The following is an 18600-nucleotide window of genomic DNA, read 5'->3' as shown; positions in this document are numbered from 1 at the left end:
TGCGTAGGTCTCGCATCGTGCAGGGCGAGGAGACGGAAGAACGAACTGGATTGCCACGGCGCTACGCGCCTCGCAATGACGGCAGTGAAGCGAATCCGTCATCGCGAGCCCGCAGGGCGTGGCGATCCAGTACGTAGGTCTCGCATCGTGCAGGGCGAGGAGACGGAAGAACGCACTGGATTGCCACGGCGCTACGCACCTCGCAATGACGCATTGAAGCGAATGGCTGCGTTTCATGCTCAGGGGTGTCGCGACTCGCCATGATCGTTAGCGCAGCGTAACCCGAGACTCCCGCTCAGAACGGCAACTCCCCCTGCACGCCGCTCGCCTCGGGCGCCTGCTGCTGCGGGGCCACCAGCCCGCTCACCCTGACGCCGAGCAGGCGGATCTTCTTGCTCAAGGGAACGCGTTTCAGGCATTCCCCGGCCGCCTTGCGGATCGCGCCGGCATCGGCGACGGCGACCGGCAGGGTGAGGTCGCGGGTGACGCTGCTGAAATCGGCGTATTTCAACTTGATGCCGATCGTTCTGCCGGCATAGCCCTTGCGCTCGAGGTCGGCGGCGACGCGCGTGCACAGCTTGGTGAAGATTTCCGAAAGTTGCTCGCGGTCCTGGCGCGCGTGCAGGTCGCGCTCGAAGGTCGTCTCGCGGCTGAGCGATTTGGGCACTGAAGCGGTGACGAGCGGACGCTCATCCTCGCCATGCGCGACGCGATTCATCCAGGCGGCGGTGGCGCTGCCGAAGAGGCGGAGCAGCAGTTCACGCGGCGCCGCGGCCAGTTCGCCGATGGTATTGATCCCGTTGCGCGCCAGCACCTCGCTCGCCTTCGGACCGATGCCGTTGATCTTGCGCGCCGGTAGCGGCCACAGTCGCGTCGGCACGTCTTCGCGGCCGAGCAGGGTCAGTCCGTCGGGTTTGTCGAGGTCGGAGGCGATCTTCGCCAGCAGCTTGTTCGGCGAGATGCCGATCGAGCAGTGCAGCCCGGTCGCGGCGAAGACCGCGTCCTTGATCCGCCGCGCCAGCGGCTCGCTCGCCTCGTCGATGTCGGAGAGGTCGATGTAGATCTCGTCGATGCCGCGATCCTCGATGCGCGGGGCGATCGCCGCCACCGCGGCCTTGAAACGGCGCGAGTACTCGCGGTAGGCATCGAAGTTGGCCGGCAGCAGGATCGCGTCCGGCGCAAGGCGGGCCGACTGCATCAGCCCCATCCCGGAGAAGACGCCGAGCGCGCGCGCTTCGTAGGTCGAGGTGGTGACGACGCCGCGTCCGACGTACTCGCGCAGCCGGGGGAAGCGCGCACCGGCTTCACCTGCCGTGGCGGCTTTCGCGGCGACGCGCGCGCTGCGTCCGCCGACGACCACCGCCTGCCCGCGCAATTCCGGGTAATGCAGCAACTCGACCGACGCGAAGAAGGCGTCCATGTCGAGGTGGGCGATGCGGCGGCTACTGGTCATCCATCCAGTTTACCGCAAGCGCTGCCGCCTCGCCGATTACTGGCCGCTCACTCGGCGGGCGCGGACACCTGCGGGAAAAGCACGTCGGTGAAGCCGAAGCGCGTGAAATCGTGCATGCGCATCGGGTAGAGGACGCCATGCAGGTGGTCGCACTCGTGCTGGACGACGCGCGCGTGGAATCCCTGAACGCTGCGGTCGATCGGCTGGCCGTGCTCGTCGAAGCCGCGGTAGCGGATGCGCGAAAAGCGCGGCACCTCGCCGCGCAGACCGGGTAGCGACAGGCAGCCTTCCCAGCCGAGCGTCTGCTCGTCGGCGAGCGGCGTGATCACCGGGTTGATCAGGATCGTCTGGGGCACCGACTCGGCATTCGGATAGCGCGCGCTCTGTGCGAAGCCGAAGATGACGAGTTGCAGCGGAACGCCGATCTGCGGCGCGGCAAGGCCGACGCCGCCGGCGGCGGCCATCGTCTCGAACATGTCGTCGATCAGGCGCTCGAGCGCAGGATCGGCAAAGTCGGTGACGGGCTGGGCCGCTTGCAGCAGGCGCGGGTCGCCCATGCGCAGGATGGTACGGACGGCCATCGTGGCCTCCTCGGTTTGTCGTGGCAAGGCATTCTAGCGCATGGCGCGGCAGCGAGGCTCACCGGCGCCAGCCCCGCCGCAGGTGCCGGCGCGGCGCATGATCTACGATGATTGCATAATACGGGGCGATTTTCCAACCCGGCGAGCCTGTGCAGACGACGATGCGGTAGTCGCTCGGGCCGCGCGCTCATGCAAATTTCCGGCACGACAGGAGGCATCACATGACACAGAACGCTTATCTGCGACTCAAGGGGGTGAAGAGCGGCGAGATCAAGGGCTCGGCCCTGGCGCGCGGTCGCGTCGGCAGCATCATGGTGATCGCCTTCGATCACGCGGTGAGTTCGCCGCGCGACGCGCACTCGGGCCTGCCCACGGGGAAACGGCAACACCAGCCGGTCCTCGTCACCAAGGAAGTCGACGCCGCGTCGCCGCTGCTCTGGCACATGCTCGTCACCAACGAGACGATCAGCGAATGGGAACTGCGCTTCTGGCACCCGGTGGTGCACGGCAGGGAGATGCAATACTTCACGATCCAACTGGTCAATGCCTGCATCGCCTCGATCCACATGAAGATGCTCGACGACACGGATCCCGCACAGGCGTCACGGAAGGCCCGTGAGGAGATCGCCTTCACCTACGAGAAGATCATCTGGCGCTACGAGGAAGGCGGCATCACGGCGGCGGACGACTGGGAAGCACCGGTCGCCTGAACACAGCTCCCTCCCGCCAGCGGGCATCGATCCGGGAGCCGGCCGCTGCGGACTGCGGCCACCATCCAGCTCGGATCAGCGCCTCGTCGCCGGCGCGTGGCAGCACGCGGCGCGCAAGAAAAGACGCGCAGGACGTCGACCGGGGCGGACAGCGACCCGCCGCCTGGCCTACAATACGCCTTCCTCGATCGCTCGAACGCCCACGCATGCCCCTCGCCCACCTTCGCCACACCGGTTGCCGCGCCTCGCTGCGCGCGCTCGCGTGCGCGTCGGCAACGGCGTCGCCACCACGCGCGTTCGCGACACAGCTCGCCTTCAAGGTCACAGGGTCTCCCGCCGTGCTTTCCCAGGCCGTGCGGGGCAACCTCCGGGGCTGAAGCCCCTCCCCCGCACGGCACCTTGCCCGGGACGCACGCAGCGTCCCGTTCAACGTGCAGCCGCCTGCGGGCCAGTCCTTCGGCACCACAATCACGCTCGAACGAGCGGGGCGCGCTCCCTCCGGAGCGAAGCGACTCTTCCCCTGCAGGGCTGCCTTCGCAGTGCCGCGCGCGGCGCTGCCAGCGACTAAGGGGATTTCATGCATCTCACACGAAGTTTCGTCAGGGCGAAGCGGCCCTGTACCGACGGATTCCGCTGGTTCGTCCGCCAGTTCGGCGAAGGCGGCCACTATCAGGAACTGCTCGACACCATGGTCGCCGCCGGACGCGTCGGCGATGCCTGCTGGCTGCTCGAACAGTTCGGGCCCAGTAGCGAGGTGCGCGAAGTCGACGCGATCGAAGCCGACGCGATCGTCTTCGCCGGCACGCTGCACGTGCGCCGCGGCATCGATGTCAACGGGATCATCCGCATCGGTCACTCGCTGCACACGGGTGGCGGCGTGCGCGTGGGTGGCGACCTCGCGGTCGGCGGCGACCTGCGCGCGGGCGCCAGCGTGCGTGCAGAAGGCAACCTGGAAGTCGGCGGCGACCTGCGCGTCGCCTGGGGCGTCGATTGCGCGGGTAGACTGCATGCCGCCGGTGGCTTGCGCGTCGGCTGGGACCTGCGCTGCGCCGGCCGCCTCAGCGTCACCGAGAATGCTCTGGTCGGCCTCGACCTTGACGCCGGCGACGAGGTCTGCTGCGACAGGGAACTGCAGGCCGGCCGCGACATCGTCGTCGCCGAGGGGCTGCGCGCCGGTTACGGCATCAGCGCCGGCGGCTCGATCCGCGCCGGAATGCATCTCGAAGCGGGCCGCGGCATCAAGGCCGGCGAGGAGATCGTCGCCGGCGGTGCGATCCGCGCCGGAGAGAGCCTGTCGGCGGGGGTCGCGATCCGTGCCGGCAGCGGCTACGGTATCTTCGCCGGACTCGACGTGGCCCGCGAAGACTGGGCCAGCAGCGCCCGCGTCAACGCACCACAGCGACCCGAGGGACTGATCAGCGGCTGCTGGGCCGGCCCCGCGCCGCTGCGAACGGCGGGACAGGCCGCGAGCTGAAGAAGCAGACGGCGCAACGCGGGCACCGTCTGCGCATGGAAAAAGAGCCCCTGCCGGTTTTCCGACAGGGGCTCCTGGCGAACTCGCCGCTCAAGGATGGCGGCGATGTGCGCTGATTACATCTCCACCGTCGCCGCGACGTCCACGAACTCGGCGATCTGGTCGAAGTTCATGTAGCGGTAGATGTCGGCGGCCTTCTTGTTCACCACCTCGACTTGCGCCAGGTACTCCTCGACCGTCGGGATCTTGCCCATCAGCGCGCACACCGCGGACAGCTCGGCCGAACCCAGGTAGACACGCGTGTCGATGCCGAGGCGGTTCGGGAAGTTGCGCGTCGAGGTCGACATCGCCGTGCTGCCGCGGCGCACCTGCGCCTGGTTGCCCATGCACAGCGAGCAGCCGGGCATTTCCATGCGCGCACCCGACTTGCCGAGCACCGAGTAGTAGCCTTCCTCGTTGAGGATCATCGCGTCCATCTTGGTCGGCGGCGCGATCCACAGGCGGGTCGGGATGTCCGACTTGCCGTCGAGCACCTTGCCGGCAGCGCGGAAGTGACCGATGTTGGTCATGCACGAGCCGATGAACACTTCGTCGATCTTGTCGCCGGCGACTTCGGAGAGCAGCTTCACGTCGTCCGGGTCGTTCGGACAGGCGACGATCGGCTCCTTGATGTCGGCCAGGTCGATCTCGATCACCGCCGCGTATTCGGCGTCGGCGTCCGGGGCGAGCAGTTCGCCGTTGGCGATCCACTCTTCCATCGCCTTGATGCGGCGCTTGAGCGTGCGCGCATCCTGGTAGCCGTTGGCGATCATCCACTTCATCAGCGTGATGTTCGAGTTCATGTACTCGACGATCGGCGCCTTGTTCAGATGCACGGTACAGCCCGCGGCCGAGCGCTCGGCGGAGGCATCGGTCAGTTCGAACGCCTGTTCGACCTTGAGGTCGGGCAGGCCTTCGATCTCGAGGATGCGGCCCGAGAAGACGTTCTTCTTGCCCTTCTTCTCTACGGTCAGCAGGCCCTGGCGGATCGCGTAGAGCGGGATCGCGTTCACCAGGTCACGCAGCGTGACGCCGGGCTGCATCTCGCCCTTGAAGCGGACCAGCACCGACTCGGGCATGTCGAGCGGCATGACGCCGGTCGCCGCGGCGAAGGCGACGAGGCCGGAACCCGCCGGGAACGAGATGCCGATCGGGAAGCGCGTGTGGCTGTCGCCGCCGGTGCCGACGGTGTCGGGCAGCAGCAGGCGGTTAAGCCAGGAGTGGATGACGCCGTCGCCCGGACGCAGGGCGACGCCGCCGCGCGTGCTGATGAAGCTCGGCAGTTCGCGGTGCATGCGCACGTCGACGAGCTTCGGGTAGGCAGCGGTGTGGCAGAACGACTGCATCACCAGGTCGGCCGAGAAGCCGAGGCAGGCCAGATCCTTCAGTTCGTCGCGCGTCATCGGGCCGGTGGTGTCCTGGCTGCCGACGGTGGTCATCTTCGGCTCGCAGTAGGTTCCCGGACGGATGCCCTGCTGTTGACCATTGACTTCGGGCAGGCCACAGGCGCGGCCGACCATCTTCTGTGCCAGCGTGAAGCCCTTGCCCGAATCGACCGGCGCCTGCGGCAGGCGGAACAGGGTCGAGGGCGGCAGGCCGAGCGCTTCGCGCGCCTTGGCGGTGAGGCCGCGGCCGATGATCAGCGGGATGCGGCCGCCGGCACGGACTTCGTCGAGGATGACCAGGGTCTTCAGTTGCGATTCGGCAATCACGGCGCCGTTCTTCAGCGCGGCGACCTTGCCGGTCTCGGCATCGACGCGCAGTTCGATCTCGTCGCCCATGTCCATCTGGCCGGCGTCGATCTCGATCGGCAGGGCGCCCGCGTCTTCCATCGTGTTGAAGAAGATCGGCGCGATCTTCGAGCCGAGGCAGACGCCACCGAAACGCTTGTTCGGGACGAAGGGGATGTCCTCGCCGGTGAACCACAGCACCGAGTTGGTCGCCGACTTGCGCGAGGAACCCGTGCCGACGACGTCGCCGACGTAGGCGACGAGGTTGCCCTTGGCGCGCAGCTCTTCGAGGAACTTGACCGGGCCGCGCACGCCGGCTTCTTCCGGCTCGATTCCCGGACGCGGGTTCTTCAGCATCGCCAGCGCATGCAGCGGGATGTCGGGACGCGACCAGGCGTCGGGCGCCGGCGACAGGTCGTCGGTGTTCGTTTCGCCAGTGACCTTGAACACGGTCAGCTTCTGCGAAGCCGGCACTTCGGGACGGCTGGTGAACCACTCGGCGTCGGCCCAGGACTGCATGACGGCCCTGGCGTTGGCGTTGCCGGCGAGCGCGAGTTCCTTGACGTCGTGGAAGTAGTCGAACATCAGCAGCGTCTTCTTCAGCGCCTCGGCGGCGACCGTACCGACTTCGGCATCGCCGAGCAGGTCGATCAGCGGCTTGATGTTGAAACCGCCGAGCATGGTGCCGAGCAGTTCGGTGGCCTGCGCGCGAGAAATCAGCGCACAGGCTTCCTCGCCCTTGGCGATCTTCGCCAGGAACTCGGCCTTGACCTTGGCCGCGTCGTCGACGCCGGCCGGAACGCGGTGGGTGATCAGCTCGACCAGCGCGCCCTCCTCGCCTGCCGGCGGATTCTTCAGGAGTTCGATCAGTTCGCGGGTCTGCGCTGCGGTCAGGGGCAGCGGCGGAATGCCCAGCGCAGCGCGCTCGGCGACATGCTGGCGATAAGCTTCAAGCACGGCAAAGTCCTCTCTGAAAAAGTCGGTCGGAAGCGGTAAAACGAAGCGGGAAGGTGAAGCAGAAAGCGGGCGGAACGCGCAAGCCGGAATTAGACACCAAAGTTCGGTTGAAGGGCAGCACCCCGGGCAAAAACCTGCGCAGACTTTAGTCTTATATATCTTATAAGATACAAGGCTTGCTGTGAAGGAAAAATTTCGGGGACGGTATGAAAGCCCCAGAGTAGCTTGCGCTCCTTCGTGCTGGCCGGCACGCAGCGTGTCATCAAACCGACACATGAACTTCATCGAGTTGGCTTATTCTGACCACCAGGCCTGACGCCCGGTCAGGCAGGGAGACTCACTACCCTCACGACGGCCTGGCGTGGAGACGGCACTCGATGAATGACAATCTGATCCCTTGTCGGGCTGAATCTGATGCCCTTGCCGGAGAATCGCCAGCGGCTATCGATCAGTCCAGCCCGCCTGCCACAGGCAATTGGGATCAGCAGATCTGCCAGACCATGATCGAAGAGCTGTGGTCGCTGCGCGAGCAGATGCTGGCCTCCGAACAGGCTTTTGGCGAGCAGTTGGCCTGTGTATCCGCCGATTACCTGCCGAGCGCGCGTAATCTGATTCACTATCTCGTACTGCGCCAGCGCGATCGTCGCCCCCTGCAGGAAAAACTGGCCTGGCTGGGGCTTTCCTCGCTGGGACACGCGGAATCCCATGTCCTCGCCAATCTCGACAAGGTACTGGGAATTCTGCACCGTCTGACCGGACAGACCTGGGTGGAACGATCGGACCAGGAACCGGCTGGCATCTACAGCAGCCGCCGCCTGCTCGATCAGCACACGGCAGCCCTGCTCGGCAACCCGCCGCGGGGCCGCACCGTGCGCATCATGGTGACCCTGCCTTCCGAAGCGGGGCAGGACTACGGACTGGTGCATCAACTCGTCGCCGCCGGCATGGACATCGCGCGCATCAATTGCGCGCATGATGAAGCGCCTACGTGGTCCGCGATGGCCAATCACGTACGCCGCGCAGCGCGGGCGGTCGGACGCCCGGTACGCATCCTGATGGACCTGGGCGGCCCGAAACTGCGCACCGGCCCGGTGGAGACAGACGCTTGTGTGCTCAGGATCAAGCCCGTGCGTGACAAGTTCGGACGTGTCGTCGAGAATGCCCGGCTGGGATTGAGACCTTTCGGAGCCACGAACCCCGTTGCCGGCGCCCCCGTTCATGTCGGCGTCGATCCCGAATGGTTGGACCAGCTCGAAGTGGGTGACGTGCTCGATCTGGTGGATGCGCGCAAGGCCCGGCGCAGCCTGCGCGTGATCGCGCGCGAGCAGGCCGGTGTCCTCGTCGAGTCCGGGAAGACGATCTACTTCGTTCCCGAGACTCGACTGCGGCGCCAGCGTATCCGTCACGGGCGGCGCTCGACCCAGCTCATCGAGTTGCCGTTCGCACCTGGCGCTCTGCTCCTGCGCTGCGGAGACAGGCTGCGACTGATCCGTTCCGGTACAGAACACGCCATCGAGTCGGACCCGGCTGCGGGATGGCACACGATTCCGACGATCGCCTGCACGCTGCCCGAAGTGTTCACCCAGGTCTGCATCGGAGAGCGCATCTGCTTCGATGATGGACATATCGGGGGCGTGATCCGCGAAATCCTGCCCGATGCGCTGATCATCGAGATCGTGCAGGCCGGCCCCAACGGCAGCCGTCTCGCCGGAGACAAGGGCATCAACCTGCCCGACAGCCAGCTCGACCTGCCGGCGCTGACCGGCAAGGACATCGAGGATCTGACGGTCATCGCCAGTGACGCCGACCTCGTCGGTCTGTCCTTCGTGCAACGGGGCAGCGATGTCGAGGCCTTGCGCGAGCGCCTGGATGCGCTGGGCGCTCACGATACCGGACTCATGCTCAAGATCGAAACCCGACGCGCCTTCGAGAACCTGCCCGAGCTGTTGCTCGGTGCCATGGCCAGCCGGGCCGCCGGTGTCATGATCGCGCGCGGTGACCTCGCCGTGGAATGCGGTTACGAACGGCTCGCCGAAGTCCAGGAAGAAATCCTGTGGGCGGCGGAAGCCGCGCACATGCCGGTGATCTGGGCAACGCAGGTGCTCGAAACCCTGGCCAAGACGGGACAGCCATCGCGCGCCGAAATCACAGATGCCGCCATGGGTGAGCGTGCGGAATGCGTGATGCTGAACAAGGGCCCGCACATACTCGATGCGATGCGCGCGCTCGACGACATATTGAAGCGCATGCAGTCGCATCAGAAAAAGAAGCGTTCGCTGCTGCGTGCGCTGGCCGCCTGGTCACCTCACTCGCACGCGGCCACTGCCTTGAACAAGCCGACAACCGAGCGTCCTGGTCATCGATGCAAATAGCCATGCCCAGGTGGCCCTGACTGCTGCAGGCGCAGGAACCCGGCGAGCGCGTGATTCAGCTCACATCCAATCACCCGCGGATCAGGAGCGGGGAACCAGGGCGAGGATGCGCAACGGGGCGCCGCTGCCGCCCTTGATCTTCATCGGCAGGGCGACGACCCAGGCCCCCTTGGGCGGCAGTTCGTCGAGCTTGGCGACGTTCTCGTAGGCCGTCACGCTGTTGGCGAAGAGGATGCGGTGCGTCATGAAGTCCTTCGACTGCCCGAAATCGATGCTCGGCGTATCGAGCCCGACGGCCTTGATGCGCCGCTCTTCGGCGAGCCACTTCGCAGCCTCCGGGTGCAGCCCCGGGAAATGCAGCTGCGCGACGGCTGCAGCGCCGCTCAAGGTGGTTCCGGTGTAGCGCTCGGGGTCCGGGTAGTGGCGGGCGAATCCGGTATTCAGCAAGACGATCGCGCCCGCGGGGATCGGTCCGTGCTGCCGCTCCCAGGCCGCGAAATCTTCGCGCGTCACCTGGTAGTCGCGGTCGGCGGCGGCCTTGGCGGTGACATCGACCACCACCGCCTCGCCCACCAGTTGTTCGAGCGGCACCTTGTCCACGCTGTTGCCGCCCTGCGCAAAGTGCATCGGCGCGTCGAAATGGGTGCCACCGTGTTCTTCGGCGCTGAACTTGAAGGACGAGTAGTAATAGCCCTTGTCGTTCATCCCCTCGAACACCGTCTCATGGCGGAACGGGATATTGGTCGGCCAGTACACGGATTGCTCGTCGAAGGACCAGGTCAGATCGACCCATTTGCAGTCCTTGAGCACGGCCAAGGGATCCTGCGCCTGGGCGCTGCCGGCAAACAGGAACAACGCGGTCATCAACAACCTGATTCTGTTCATGCCATCCTCACCAAAGGGTTTTCGTGCCAAATGCTTCGAACGCGGGATCACGCGTTACCAGCAGCAGCGCTTCCAAGCGTCGAGTTCGTCGTCGGGCAGCGGCTCGAAAAACTCATCGCCGACCCGCCCCTCAAGACGACCGGGCTGGCGCCGGGAGAGCGGCGGTGCCAGCGGCATCAGGCGGGCATAGGGTTTGCCAGCCTTGGCCAGAATGATTTCCTGCCCGGCGTGAGCCTGTTCGAGCAGTCGCGAAAACTTGGTTTTCGCCTCATGGACGTCGACCGTAGGATTCATCGAAGCCTCTTTACCGGGCTAAATCTAATGACTAAGTCTAGCAGGGCGCAAAGGCATTCAACACCCGGCCGGCCGCGCTGCGGGGAGGCCATATCTGACTCCAAATCAGTTGCCTATACTGTCACCCCAACAATGCGGCTACCGGCGCCACCGCCGAGGAGATGAAGATGACAGAAACAGTCCCGGAGCGATCGGAACTCGACCGTGCGCTCGAACTCGAGCTTTCCGACGAGGACATCCTCGACGCGCTGGCGCACATTTCCGGCTACATCGACATCAGCACCGAGGACTTCCGTGCGGTCTATCACCTGGCCTGGCGCCATGCGCTCGCGCGCCTGCGCGCACTGCAGGCCGCCGCGCCGGAAGACGGAGACGGCGCTTGAAGCTCGAAAGCGGCTGGCGCGACTACTGGCGCAAGATGCGCGGGACGACGCACGGCAATCCGCCGCGAGTCAGCACCGAGGAAATCTTCTGGTCGTGGCTCGGCGCCTTCCTCGGCATCGGCGCCGTCGGCGGCATCGGCCAGATGTTTTTCGCCGGCAGCGACCTCCAGCTGCTGATCGGCTCCTTCGGTGCTTCGGCCGTCCTGATCTATGGCGCCGTGCGCAGCCCGCTGGCGCAACCGCGCAACCTGATCGGCGGCCACGTGCTCTCGGCGCTGGTGGGCGTGATCTGCTGGCAACTGCTGCAGGATCTGCCCTGGCTCGCGCCGGCGGTGGCAGTGGCGACCGCGATCGCGCTGATGCACGCGACGCGCACGCTGCATCCGCCGGGCGGTGCGACCGCGCTGATCGCCGTCATCGGCTCGCCGGACATCCACCAGCTCGGCTTCTGGTACGTGCTGATGCCGGCGACGCTCGGCCCCTTGATCATGCTCGCCGTCGCGCTGCTGATCAACAACATCCCGCGCTCGCGGCGCTATCCGGAGAGCTGGTATTAGCGTGAAACTGCGAAGGGATGAAGCAAAGGCGCTGACCCAGAGCAGCAGCACGTCATCGCGAGCCCGCAGGGCGCGGCGATCCAGTGCGTAGGTCTGACATCGGGTAGCCCGTGGAGGGAGGGCAAGGGCGAGGAGAGGGAAGAGCGAACTGGATTGCCACGGCGCTGCGCGCCTCGCAATGACGAAAAGCGCCGGACGAAACGACCTCGTCATCGCGAGCCCGCAGGGCGTGGCGATCCAGTGCGTGGGGCTGGCATCGGTTCGCCCGTGGAGGGAGGGCAAGGGCGAGGAGACAGGAGAACGAACTGGATTGCCACGGCGCTGCGCGCCTCGCAATGAAAAGCGCCGAACGAAACGACCTCGTCATCGCGAGCCCGCAGGGCGTGGCGATCCAGTATGTAGGTCTGGCATCGGGTCGCCCGTCGAGGGAGGGCAAGGGCGAGGAGACAGGAGAGCGAACTGGATTGCCACGGCGCTGCGCGCCTCGCAATGTCAATTCCAACTATCATTTTCTGCTTCTCTGCTCAATTTGGATGCACAACCATGACCCTATGCCATCAATCCTAAATGCGGGGTCGAGCCCCAATGAACTGTCCGGCCTTTCGGTCTGGTCGGAAAGGGCGACCCACATTGCGAACAGCCTGTGTGGCCCATGACGGTTACGGTCTCAGCCCCTCTCCATGCACTCCTAGAATACGTCTATTCCGGGGAGGCAGATCAAGCATAGGATGACGAAAAGCGCCGGACGAAACGACCTCGTCATCGCGAGCCCGCAGGGCGTGGCGATCCAGTATGTAGGTCTGGCATCGGGTCGCCCGTGGAGGGAGGGCAAGGGCGAGGAGACAGGAGAGCGAACTGGATTGCCACGGCGCTGCGCGCCTCGCAATGACGAAAAGCGCCGGACGAAACGACCTCGTCATCGCGAGCCCGCAGGGCGCGGCGATCCAGTGCGTGGGGCTGGCATCGGGTCGCCCGTGGAGGGAGGGCAAGGGCGAGGAGACAGGAGAGCGAACTGGATTGCCACGGCGCTGCGCGCCTCGCAATGACGGCAGCTGATGGGCGCGTTTAGTGGTCCGGGGTGGCGCAACTCGCCATGACCGTCAGCGCCAGCCACTGACGGTAAGTGACAAGGCAGCCCCCCCTACTTGGGGCGGCAACGAACGGCTGGCGATCGCGCTGGTCAATCGCCCAGCGGCATCAGCCCGTGCCGCCGCCGCGCGCGGCCGCAGGCGTCGTCGCCAATGCCGAAGGGCGCCAGTTCGCCGAATTCGCGGCAGGGTCCGGGACGCTTGTCGTAGATGCCGCAGTGCGCGTCACGGCCGACCTCGCCCTCGAGCGCGATGCAGCGCGGTTCGGCGGCGTCGGTGCCGAGCATGCGGACCAGGGATTTCGTCAGCGGGACGGTGAGTGCCGCCGGGACGAAGCCGCCGGGCGACGAGTCGAGTTCGGCGCGGTGGAAGTCGACGCGGTAGCTCGCGCAGCAGGCGCCGCAGCCGGCGCAGCCGACCGGGTTCGCGCATGCAGCCAAGGAAACCGGAGCGGCGATCGGCTTCTCTCGCTGCGCGTCGAGATTGCAGAGGTCACGGCGGTCGCCGAGGTCAACGACGACGCGATAGAGCGCGTGCCCCGATTCGAGGTACTTGCGCTCGAAGGCGGTGATCGGCGTATCCGGCAGCCACGGCTCGCTGCGCGCCGGCAGGCCGCTCAGCGTCGCGACGGCGAAGGCGAATTCCTCGGTGTAGATGCGCCAGTTGCTGCGGCATTCGAGGATGCCGCCGAGCGCGAGCACGGTCGGAAAGACCGCGTGCGCGTGCCAGCGCCGCGCGAGGTGGCCGATCTTCGGCCACGGATTCGGGTAATAGAGCGCGTGCCGCGCCGGACGGATCCCGGCCTCGGCGATGAGGCGCCAGAAATCGACGAGGTCGGCGCGCACGAGAACGAGGTTGGCCGGCATCTCCTGGCGCTGGCCGCGCGCGAGGCGGATCGCCGACTGGTCGACGCCGACGACGAAGTGGTCGGGGTAGGCGCGCGCCAGCGCGAAGCTGCTCTCGCCGGTACCGCAGCAGGAGTCGAGGATCAGCGGCGCCGTTGCCGAGAAACGGTCGCGCGCGACGACGAATTCAGCGAAGGCGCGGCGGTTGTAGTCGGCGATCGGCTGGCGGAAAGGCTGGCCGGAACGGCGCGCGAGCAGCGCGGCGAGTTGCTCGTGGATTCCGGTCTGCGCGCTGGTCGGGACGCGCGAATTGGCTTGCATCGGGTGGCTCCGGAAGCGGGAGAGTATTCAGTCGGCAGGAACGCCGTGCGCGCGCAGCATGGCGGCGGTGTCGGCGACGCCGGTGAGCGGGCGCACGGCAGCGCGCAGCGCGTCGGCCTCGGGGTAGCGGCGCGCGAGCTGCGCCAGCCACTGCTTCAGTCGGCCGGGCGCCGCGCGCTGCGACACCCGCTGCTGTGCCAGTCGCCAGAAGTCGGCCAGCGCCGGCTGCAGCTCGCGCCATTCGGCCGCGCGCAAGCGGACTTCGCTGTCATCTCCTCGATCGCTTGCTTCGCCCTCAGTGCCCGACTCGGCCGACGCTGACTCCGACACTGTCATCCCGCCCCATTCTGCCGCAGCGATGCGCCGGGCGAGGAAGGGATCGCAGACGGCGCCGCGGCCGAGCATCACGTCGGCAAGGCCGGTCTCGGCGCGGCAGCGACGATAATCGGCGAGCGTCCACACTTCGCCGTTGGCGACCACCGGAACCTTCAGCGCTTCGCCGATCGGCGCCAGCAGCGCCCAGTGCGCCGGCGGGCGGTAGCCCTCGTCGCGCGTGCGCGCATGAACGACCAGCGTGTCGATGCCGCCCGCGGCGAGTGCCTGCGCGCAGTCGAGCGCACGCGCCGGGTCGCTGACGCCGAGGCGCATCTTGGCCGAAAGAGGAACGCTCGCCGGCAGTGCACGGCGGACCGCGTCGGTGATCGCGAACAGGCGCTCGGGCGCGTCGAGCAGGATCGCGCCGCCGTCGTGGCGGTTCACCGTCGGCGCCGGACAGCCGAAGTTGAGGTCGATGCCGACCGGCCCGAGTCCGGCGAGCCGGGCGGCATTCTCGGCCATGCAGGTAGCGTCTCCGCCCAGGAGTTGCACGCGCACCGGCGTCCCGGCCGCGGTGCGGCTGCCGCAGGCGAGCTCGGGGGCGCTGTGCAGGAAAGTCCGTTCGGGCAGCAGCGAACTGGTCACGCGCACGAACTCGCTCACCGCGAGGTCGAAGCCACCGATCCGGCTCAGCACCGCGCGCAGCACCACGTCGGCGACGCCGTGCATCGGCGCCAGCATCAACCGCCTGGCGGCTAACTCAGACCCCACCTTGCCTACCCCGCTCTGCCAAACCGCGCATTGTACCCGTGCGCAGTGCCGACGATCGAGTCGGCGACGGGATTAGCGCCCGCCGCGGCAGTCGATGACGAGCACAGCGCATGTGCCGTGCCATGGAACCCGGTACACTCTCACCGCTATGGAAAACCTTGAAGCTGTGAATGGCCGCGGCGCCGGTCACGCCGGCGCGCGGGCCTGGCGTGTCGTCATCGACACCAACACGGTGATCGACCTGCTGCACTTCGCCGACCCATCGACCGACTGGCTGCGCGCGGCGATCGCGGGCGGAAGGTTGCGCTGCTTCACCGGCGCCGAGTGCCTGGCCGAACTCGCGAGCGTGCTCCCGCGCGCACATTTCAGGCTCGATGCCGCCGGCGTCGAACGGGTGCTCGCCGCCTACGGCTCGGTCGTGACCGTGCTGCCTGCGCTCGACCCGGATGCCGACAGCGCCACCGCCGGCAGCCTGCCGCGCTGCCGCGACCGCGACGACCAGAAGTTCCTCGTCGCCGCCGCGCAGTGCGCCGCCGATCTTTTGATCACGCGCGACAAGGAACTGCTGCGCCTCGCCCGCCCCGGCCGGCGCACGCCGCTGCCGTTCGCGGTCCTCGGCGCAGCGGCGGCGGAAGGCTGGCTGGCAGCGCAAGCGGAAAAAGAGCTCGGCAGGTCGGCGCACTAAGCGGCGCCCGTTTTCATTCGCGGCTGCCGCCGCTCCAACAACGGAGCTGCGGCGCCGGCCGCGTCACTGCTTGCGTCGAAACACCCAGCGCTGCGCGTCGGAGGCTTCGGGGGTGTACGCGTAGCCCTCGTCGGTGAAGTCCTTGAGCGCTGCGGCCGTCGTCAGGCGATTGACGATCGCGTGACGCGCCATCAGTCCGCGCGCGCGCTTGGCGAAGAAGCTCACCACCTTGAAGCGCCCGCCGCTCCAGTCCTCGAACACCGGCTGCACGACCGGCAGCGCCAGCCGCTTGCCGAGCGCCTTGAAGTATTCCTCGGAAGCGAGGTTCACGAGCGTGTCGCCGCCGGCATCGGCCTCGATCGCGCGCGCCAGCCGGTCGCCCCAGAAGGCGTAGAGGTCCTTGCCGCGAACGTTGGCAAGCCGCGTCCCCATCTCCAGGCGGTAGGCCTGGATAAGGTCGAGCGGGCGCAGCAGTCCGTACAGACCGGAAAGGATGCGCAGTTGCTGCTGCGCGAAGGCGAGGTCGTCGGCGCCGAGCCCGCGCGCAGCGAGCCCCTCATAGACATCGCCGTTGAAAGCGAACACCGCCGGCAGCGCGTTGTCCGCGGTGAAGGGCAGCGACCACTCGGCAAAGCGCGTCGCGTTGAGTACGGAGAGCGGGTCGCTGATCGACATCAGCGCGCCGATTTCCTGCGGCGACAGCTCGCGCAGGCGTTCGATCAGCTGCTGCGAGTCGTCGAGGAAGCGCGGCTGGGAGGCCGCGAGCGCCAGCGGCGGCGGCGAGAGGTCGAGGGATTTGGCGGGTGAAAGGACGATGATCATCGGGGAAATCCGGAGTCTGGCGGAGTCTGGCAAAGGGGACAAAAAATCGAGCGTGTTAGGATTGTAGCCGACCAGGTCATCGATGCCGTCCGCCGGCACCACGAGAAGGAGCCTTCAATGACAAGGAAACAGCAGGAACTTGCGTCGCTCGCGGCAAGCTTTTTGCCAGCATCCGGAGAAGCCTTGCAGTCGGCTGCAGGTGCCGCACCGGCAGCGTACCAGGCACCGGCCAACAACCCCGGCGCCGATCCCTGCGAACTGTTCGCAGCGCTGGTCGAGCAACTGCGTCCGCGGCACGCCGGCGACATCGACGGTGCGCGTGAAAAGCTGCACGCCCTGTGTTTCCGGCTCGGCGAGCAGCCGGCGCTGCGTGCCGGCATTCGCGCTGCGCTGCGCGAACTGGCGCAGACGCACCGCCATGCCGAGCTCTACGCGGCCTCCGGCATCCTGCCCAACACCGGTTTCTTCTCCGAGGCCTTCCGCCGCCTGGGCCACAAGATCCTGCCCGAGGTACTCGACCCGGGCCTGCTGCGCAGCGTGCTGCGCCGCGTCTTCCGTCGCCCGAGCGACCGACGCTGGGTGCTCGGGCTCGGCGAGCAGAGCTGGCAACAGCTGGTCGATGCGCTGCGCTTCGACGAGGAAGACGCGGCCTCGTCCGCGGACAGTGCAGCGACGACGGACGCAGCGGCGGCGGCTGCGCCCGTGCCGCCGCGCGCCTACTCGGAAATCCTCGACTCGCTGCGCGTCGTCTCGACCTGGATCGCCGCACTCGGCTGCGAACCGGAACTGCTGCGTCTCGCGCCATCCACGGTCGACCCGCTGGCGTCGCCAGCGTCGTCGTCGTGCCAGTCGCCTTTCCTGGCACAGAACCAAGAAATGCTCGCCTACCTCGACCGGATCGCCGTGCAGACGCCTGCCGGTACCGGCATCGCCGAAAGCGCCGACGACCGCCACTTGCGCGTGTTGCTCGGCCAGTGCCGCGAAGTCATCGAAATCGTCCGTCGCCGTGCCGCGAAGGGTGGCGCCAGCATGCGCCTTTCCTACCAACTGCAGCGACTGGAACAACTGATCGCGCGCGGCGAGCAGTTGCTCGACATCGTCGCCGCCTGGCACGCCGATCCGTCGGGACGTGCGCTGCAGACGGCTTTCGTCGGCCTGTTCGTGCAGATCGTCGGCAACGAATGCGAGCGCGACGCGCTGCGCCAGCACTGGCGGCAGAACGTCGAGCTCCTGTCCTTGCGCGTCACCGAAAACGCCGGTCAACACGGCGAGCACTACATCGCCGAGACGCGCGCCGAGTATTTCACGATGGCGCGCTCGGCGCTGATCGGCGGCTTCATCATCGCCTTCATGGCCTGCGCCAAGATCCTGTTCGGCAAGCTCGGGCTGCCGCCGGCGACCGAGGCACTCGCCTACTGCCTCAACTACGGGATCGGCTTCTGCCTGATCCATGTCCTCCACGGCACGGTCGCCACCAAGCAACCGGCGATGACTGCCAACGCGATTGCCGGCCACATCAGGCAGGCCGGCGGCAAGGTGCGCAACCTCGAAGCGCTGACCGGCGTCATCGCCAGCACGGTGCGCAGCCAGCTGGTCGCCGTGCTCGGCAACGTCGGCGTCGCCATCCCGCTCGCCGCGCTGCTCGTCCTCGTCTATGCCAGCGCCACCGGAACGCCATTCGCCGACGCGGACAAATCGGCGCACCTGCTCGCCGACCAGCACCTGATCGAGAGCGGCGCCGTCTTCTACGCGGCGATCGCCGGGGTCTGCCTGTTCCTGGCCGGCCTGGTTTCCGGCTACTTCGACAACTACGCGGCCTACAACCGCATCCCCGAGCGACTGCTGCAGCTTACCTGGCCACGCCGCCTGTTCGGCGAAGCGCGCATGCGCCGCGTCGCCGCCTACATCGGCGACAACTTGGGGGCGCTCGCCGGCAACATGCTGTTCGGCTTCATGCTGGGGGGGCTACCGTTCATCGGCACCCTGTTCGGCCTGCCGATCGACATCCGCCACGTCGCCTTCTCGTCGGCCTTCATCGGCATCGCCACGGTCGGCAGCGACTTTGCACCCGAACCCTGGGCGCTGCTCTGGGCGGCGCTCGGCGTCGTCGCCATCGGCACCGTCAATCTGCTGGTCAGCTTCGCGCTCGCGCTCAACGTTGCGCTGCGCGCGCGGCAGGTATCCGACGCGCAGTGGCGGCGGCTCGCCGGGTCCGTGCTGAGCCACCTGTCGAGCCGCCCGCGTGAGTTCTTCCTGCCGCCGAAGGAACGAGCGAAGGAACAGGCGAGCGACTGAACCGGCCACGCCCTGCCGCGGCG

15 protein-coding genes are annotated in these 18600 nt (G+C 67.2%); 7 read left to right on the top strand and 8 right to left on the bottom strand.

From position 1 onward, the window contains the following. Positions 1-295 precede the first annotated feature (295 nt). Complete coding sequence (locus tag CCR84_RS14820) at positions 296-1453, bottom strand: DNA polymerase Y family protein (RefSeq protein ID WP_201213845.1); 1158 nt, start codon at positions 1451-1453, stop codon at positions 296-298. A gap of 47 nt (positions 1454-1500) precedes the next feature. Continuing rightward, positions 1501-2034, bottom strand: coding sequence for a peptide deformylase (gene def / locus CCR84_RS14815; protein WP_201213843.1), 534 nt, complete (start codon positions 2032-2034; stop codon positions 1501-1503). 221 nt (positions 2035-2255) lie between these two features. Between def and tssD the strand changes: the two genes are divergently transcribed. Both tssD and CCR84_RS14805 read left to right on the top strand, forming a co-directional pair. Next, a complete protein-coding gene (gene tssD / locus CCR84_RS14810; RefSeq protein ID WP_201213842.1) occupies positions 2256-2744 on the top strand; it encodes a type VI secretion system tube protein TssD in 489 nt (162 codons plus the stop codon). 577 nt (positions 2745-3321) lie between these two features. After that, positions 3322-4218, top strand: coding sequence for a hypothetical protein (locus CCR84_RS14805; RefSeq protein ID WP_201213840.1), 897 nt, complete (start codon positions 3322-3324; stop codon positions 4216-4218). 116 nt (positions 4219-4334) lie between these two features. Here CCR84_RS14805 and acnB read toward each other — a convergent pair whose 3' ends face one another. Beyond that, positions 4335-6944, bottom strand: coding sequence for a bifunctional aconitate hydratase 2/2-methylisocitrate dehydratase (acnB, locus tag CCR84_RS14800; RefSeq protein WP_201213838.1), 2610 nt, complete (start codon positions 6942-6944; stop codon positions 4335-4337). A 377-nt stretch (positions 6945-7321) separates the two neighbouring features. Here acnB and CCR84_RS14795 point away from each other — a divergent pair, with 377 nt between their 5' ends. After that, positions 7322-9316 (top strand): pyruvate kinase, encoded by a 1995-nt coding sequence (locus CCR84_RS14795; protein ID WP_201213836.1) that lies wholly within the window; start codon positions 7322-7324, stop codon positions 9314-9316. Positions 9317-9397: 81 nt separating this feature from the next. On the opposite strand, the gene CCR84_RS14790 is transcribed toward CCR84_RS14795, so the two are convergent. Beyond that, complete coding sequence (locus CCR84_RS14790; RefSeq protein WP_201213834.1) at positions 9398-10201, bottom strand: cyclase family protein; 804 nt, start codon at positions 10199-10201, stop codon at positions 9398-9400. A gap of 54 nt (positions 10202-10255) precedes the next feature. Then, a complete protein-coding gene (locus CCR84_RS14785) occupies positions 10256-10495 on the bottom strand; it encodes a type II toxin-antitoxin system Phd/YefM family antitoxin (RefSeq protein WP_201213832.1) in 240 nt (79 codons plus the stop codon). Between the two features lie 167 nt (positions 10496-10662). Between CCR84_RS14785 and CCR84_RS14780 the strand changes: the two genes are divergently transcribed. Next, a complete protein-coding gene (locus CCR84_RS14780) occupies positions 10663-10878 on the top strand; it encodes a hypothetical protein (protein WP_201213830.1) in 216 nt (71 codons plus the stop codon). After that, positions 10875-11435 (top strand): HPP family protein, encoded by a 561-nt coding sequence (locus tag CCR84_RS14775; RefSeq protein WP_201213828.1) that lies wholly within the window; start codon positions 10875-10877, stop codon positions 11433-11435. The genes CCR84_RS14780 and CCR84_RS14775 overlap by 4 nt, the downstream gene beginning before the upstream one ends. 1180 nt (positions 11436-12615) lie before the next feature. Here the strand turns inward: CCR84_RS14775 and CCR84_RS16830 are convergent. Beyond that, positions 12616-13689 (bottom strand): YkgJ family cysteine cluster protein, encoded by a 1074-nt coding sequence (locus tag CCR84_RS16830; RefSeq protein ID WP_338052624.1) that lies wholly within the window; start codon positions 13687-13689, stop codon positions 12616-12618. A 27-nt stretch (positions 13690-13716) separates the two neighbouring features. Beyond that, entirely contained in the window at positions 13717-14745 is a 1029-nt protein-coding gene (locus CCR84_RS14760; protein ID WP_201213826.1) for a tRNA dihydrouridine synthase, read from the bottom strand. A gap of 178 nt (positions 14746-14923) precedes the next feature. Here CCR84_RS14760 and CCR84_RS14755 point away from each other — a divergent pair, with 178 nt between their 5' ends. Further along, positions 14924-15460 carry a putative toxin-antitoxin system toxin component, PIN family gene (locus CCR84_RS14755; protein WP_201213824.1) on the top strand — a complete coding sequence of 179 codons (537 nt, stop codon included), beginning with the start codon at positions 14924-14926 and terminating at the stop codon, positions 15458-15460. Positions 15461-15523: 63 nt separating this feature from the next. Here CCR84_RS14755 and yaaA read toward each other — a convergent pair whose 3' ends face one another. Further along, positions 15524-16282, bottom strand: coding sequence for a peroxide stress protein YaaA (gene yaaA / locus CCR84_RS14750; RefSeq protein WP_201213822.1), 759 nt, complete (start codon positions 16280-16282; stop codon positions 15524-15526). 117 nt (positions 16283-16399) lie between these two features. Here yaaA and CCR84_RS14745 point away from each other — a divergent pair, with 117 nt between their 5' ends. Beyond that, the gene (locus CCR84_RS14745; protein WP_201213820.1) at positions 16400-18577 is read left to right on the top strand and encodes a site-specific recombinase; all 2178 of its coding nucleotides are present in this window, start codon (positions 16400-16402) and stop codon (positions 18575-18577) included. Positions 18578-18600 lie beyond the last annotated feature (23 nt).

The sequence above is a fragment of the Rhodocyclus purpureus genome (assembly GCF_016653115.1).
GTDB lineage: Bacteria > Pseudomonadota > Gammaproteobacteria > Burkholderiales > Rhodocyclaceae > Rhodocyclus > Rhodocyclus purpureus.
Note: the sequence above shows the minus strand (reverse complement) of the source record. Positions and strands in the feature narration are given on the sequence as shown.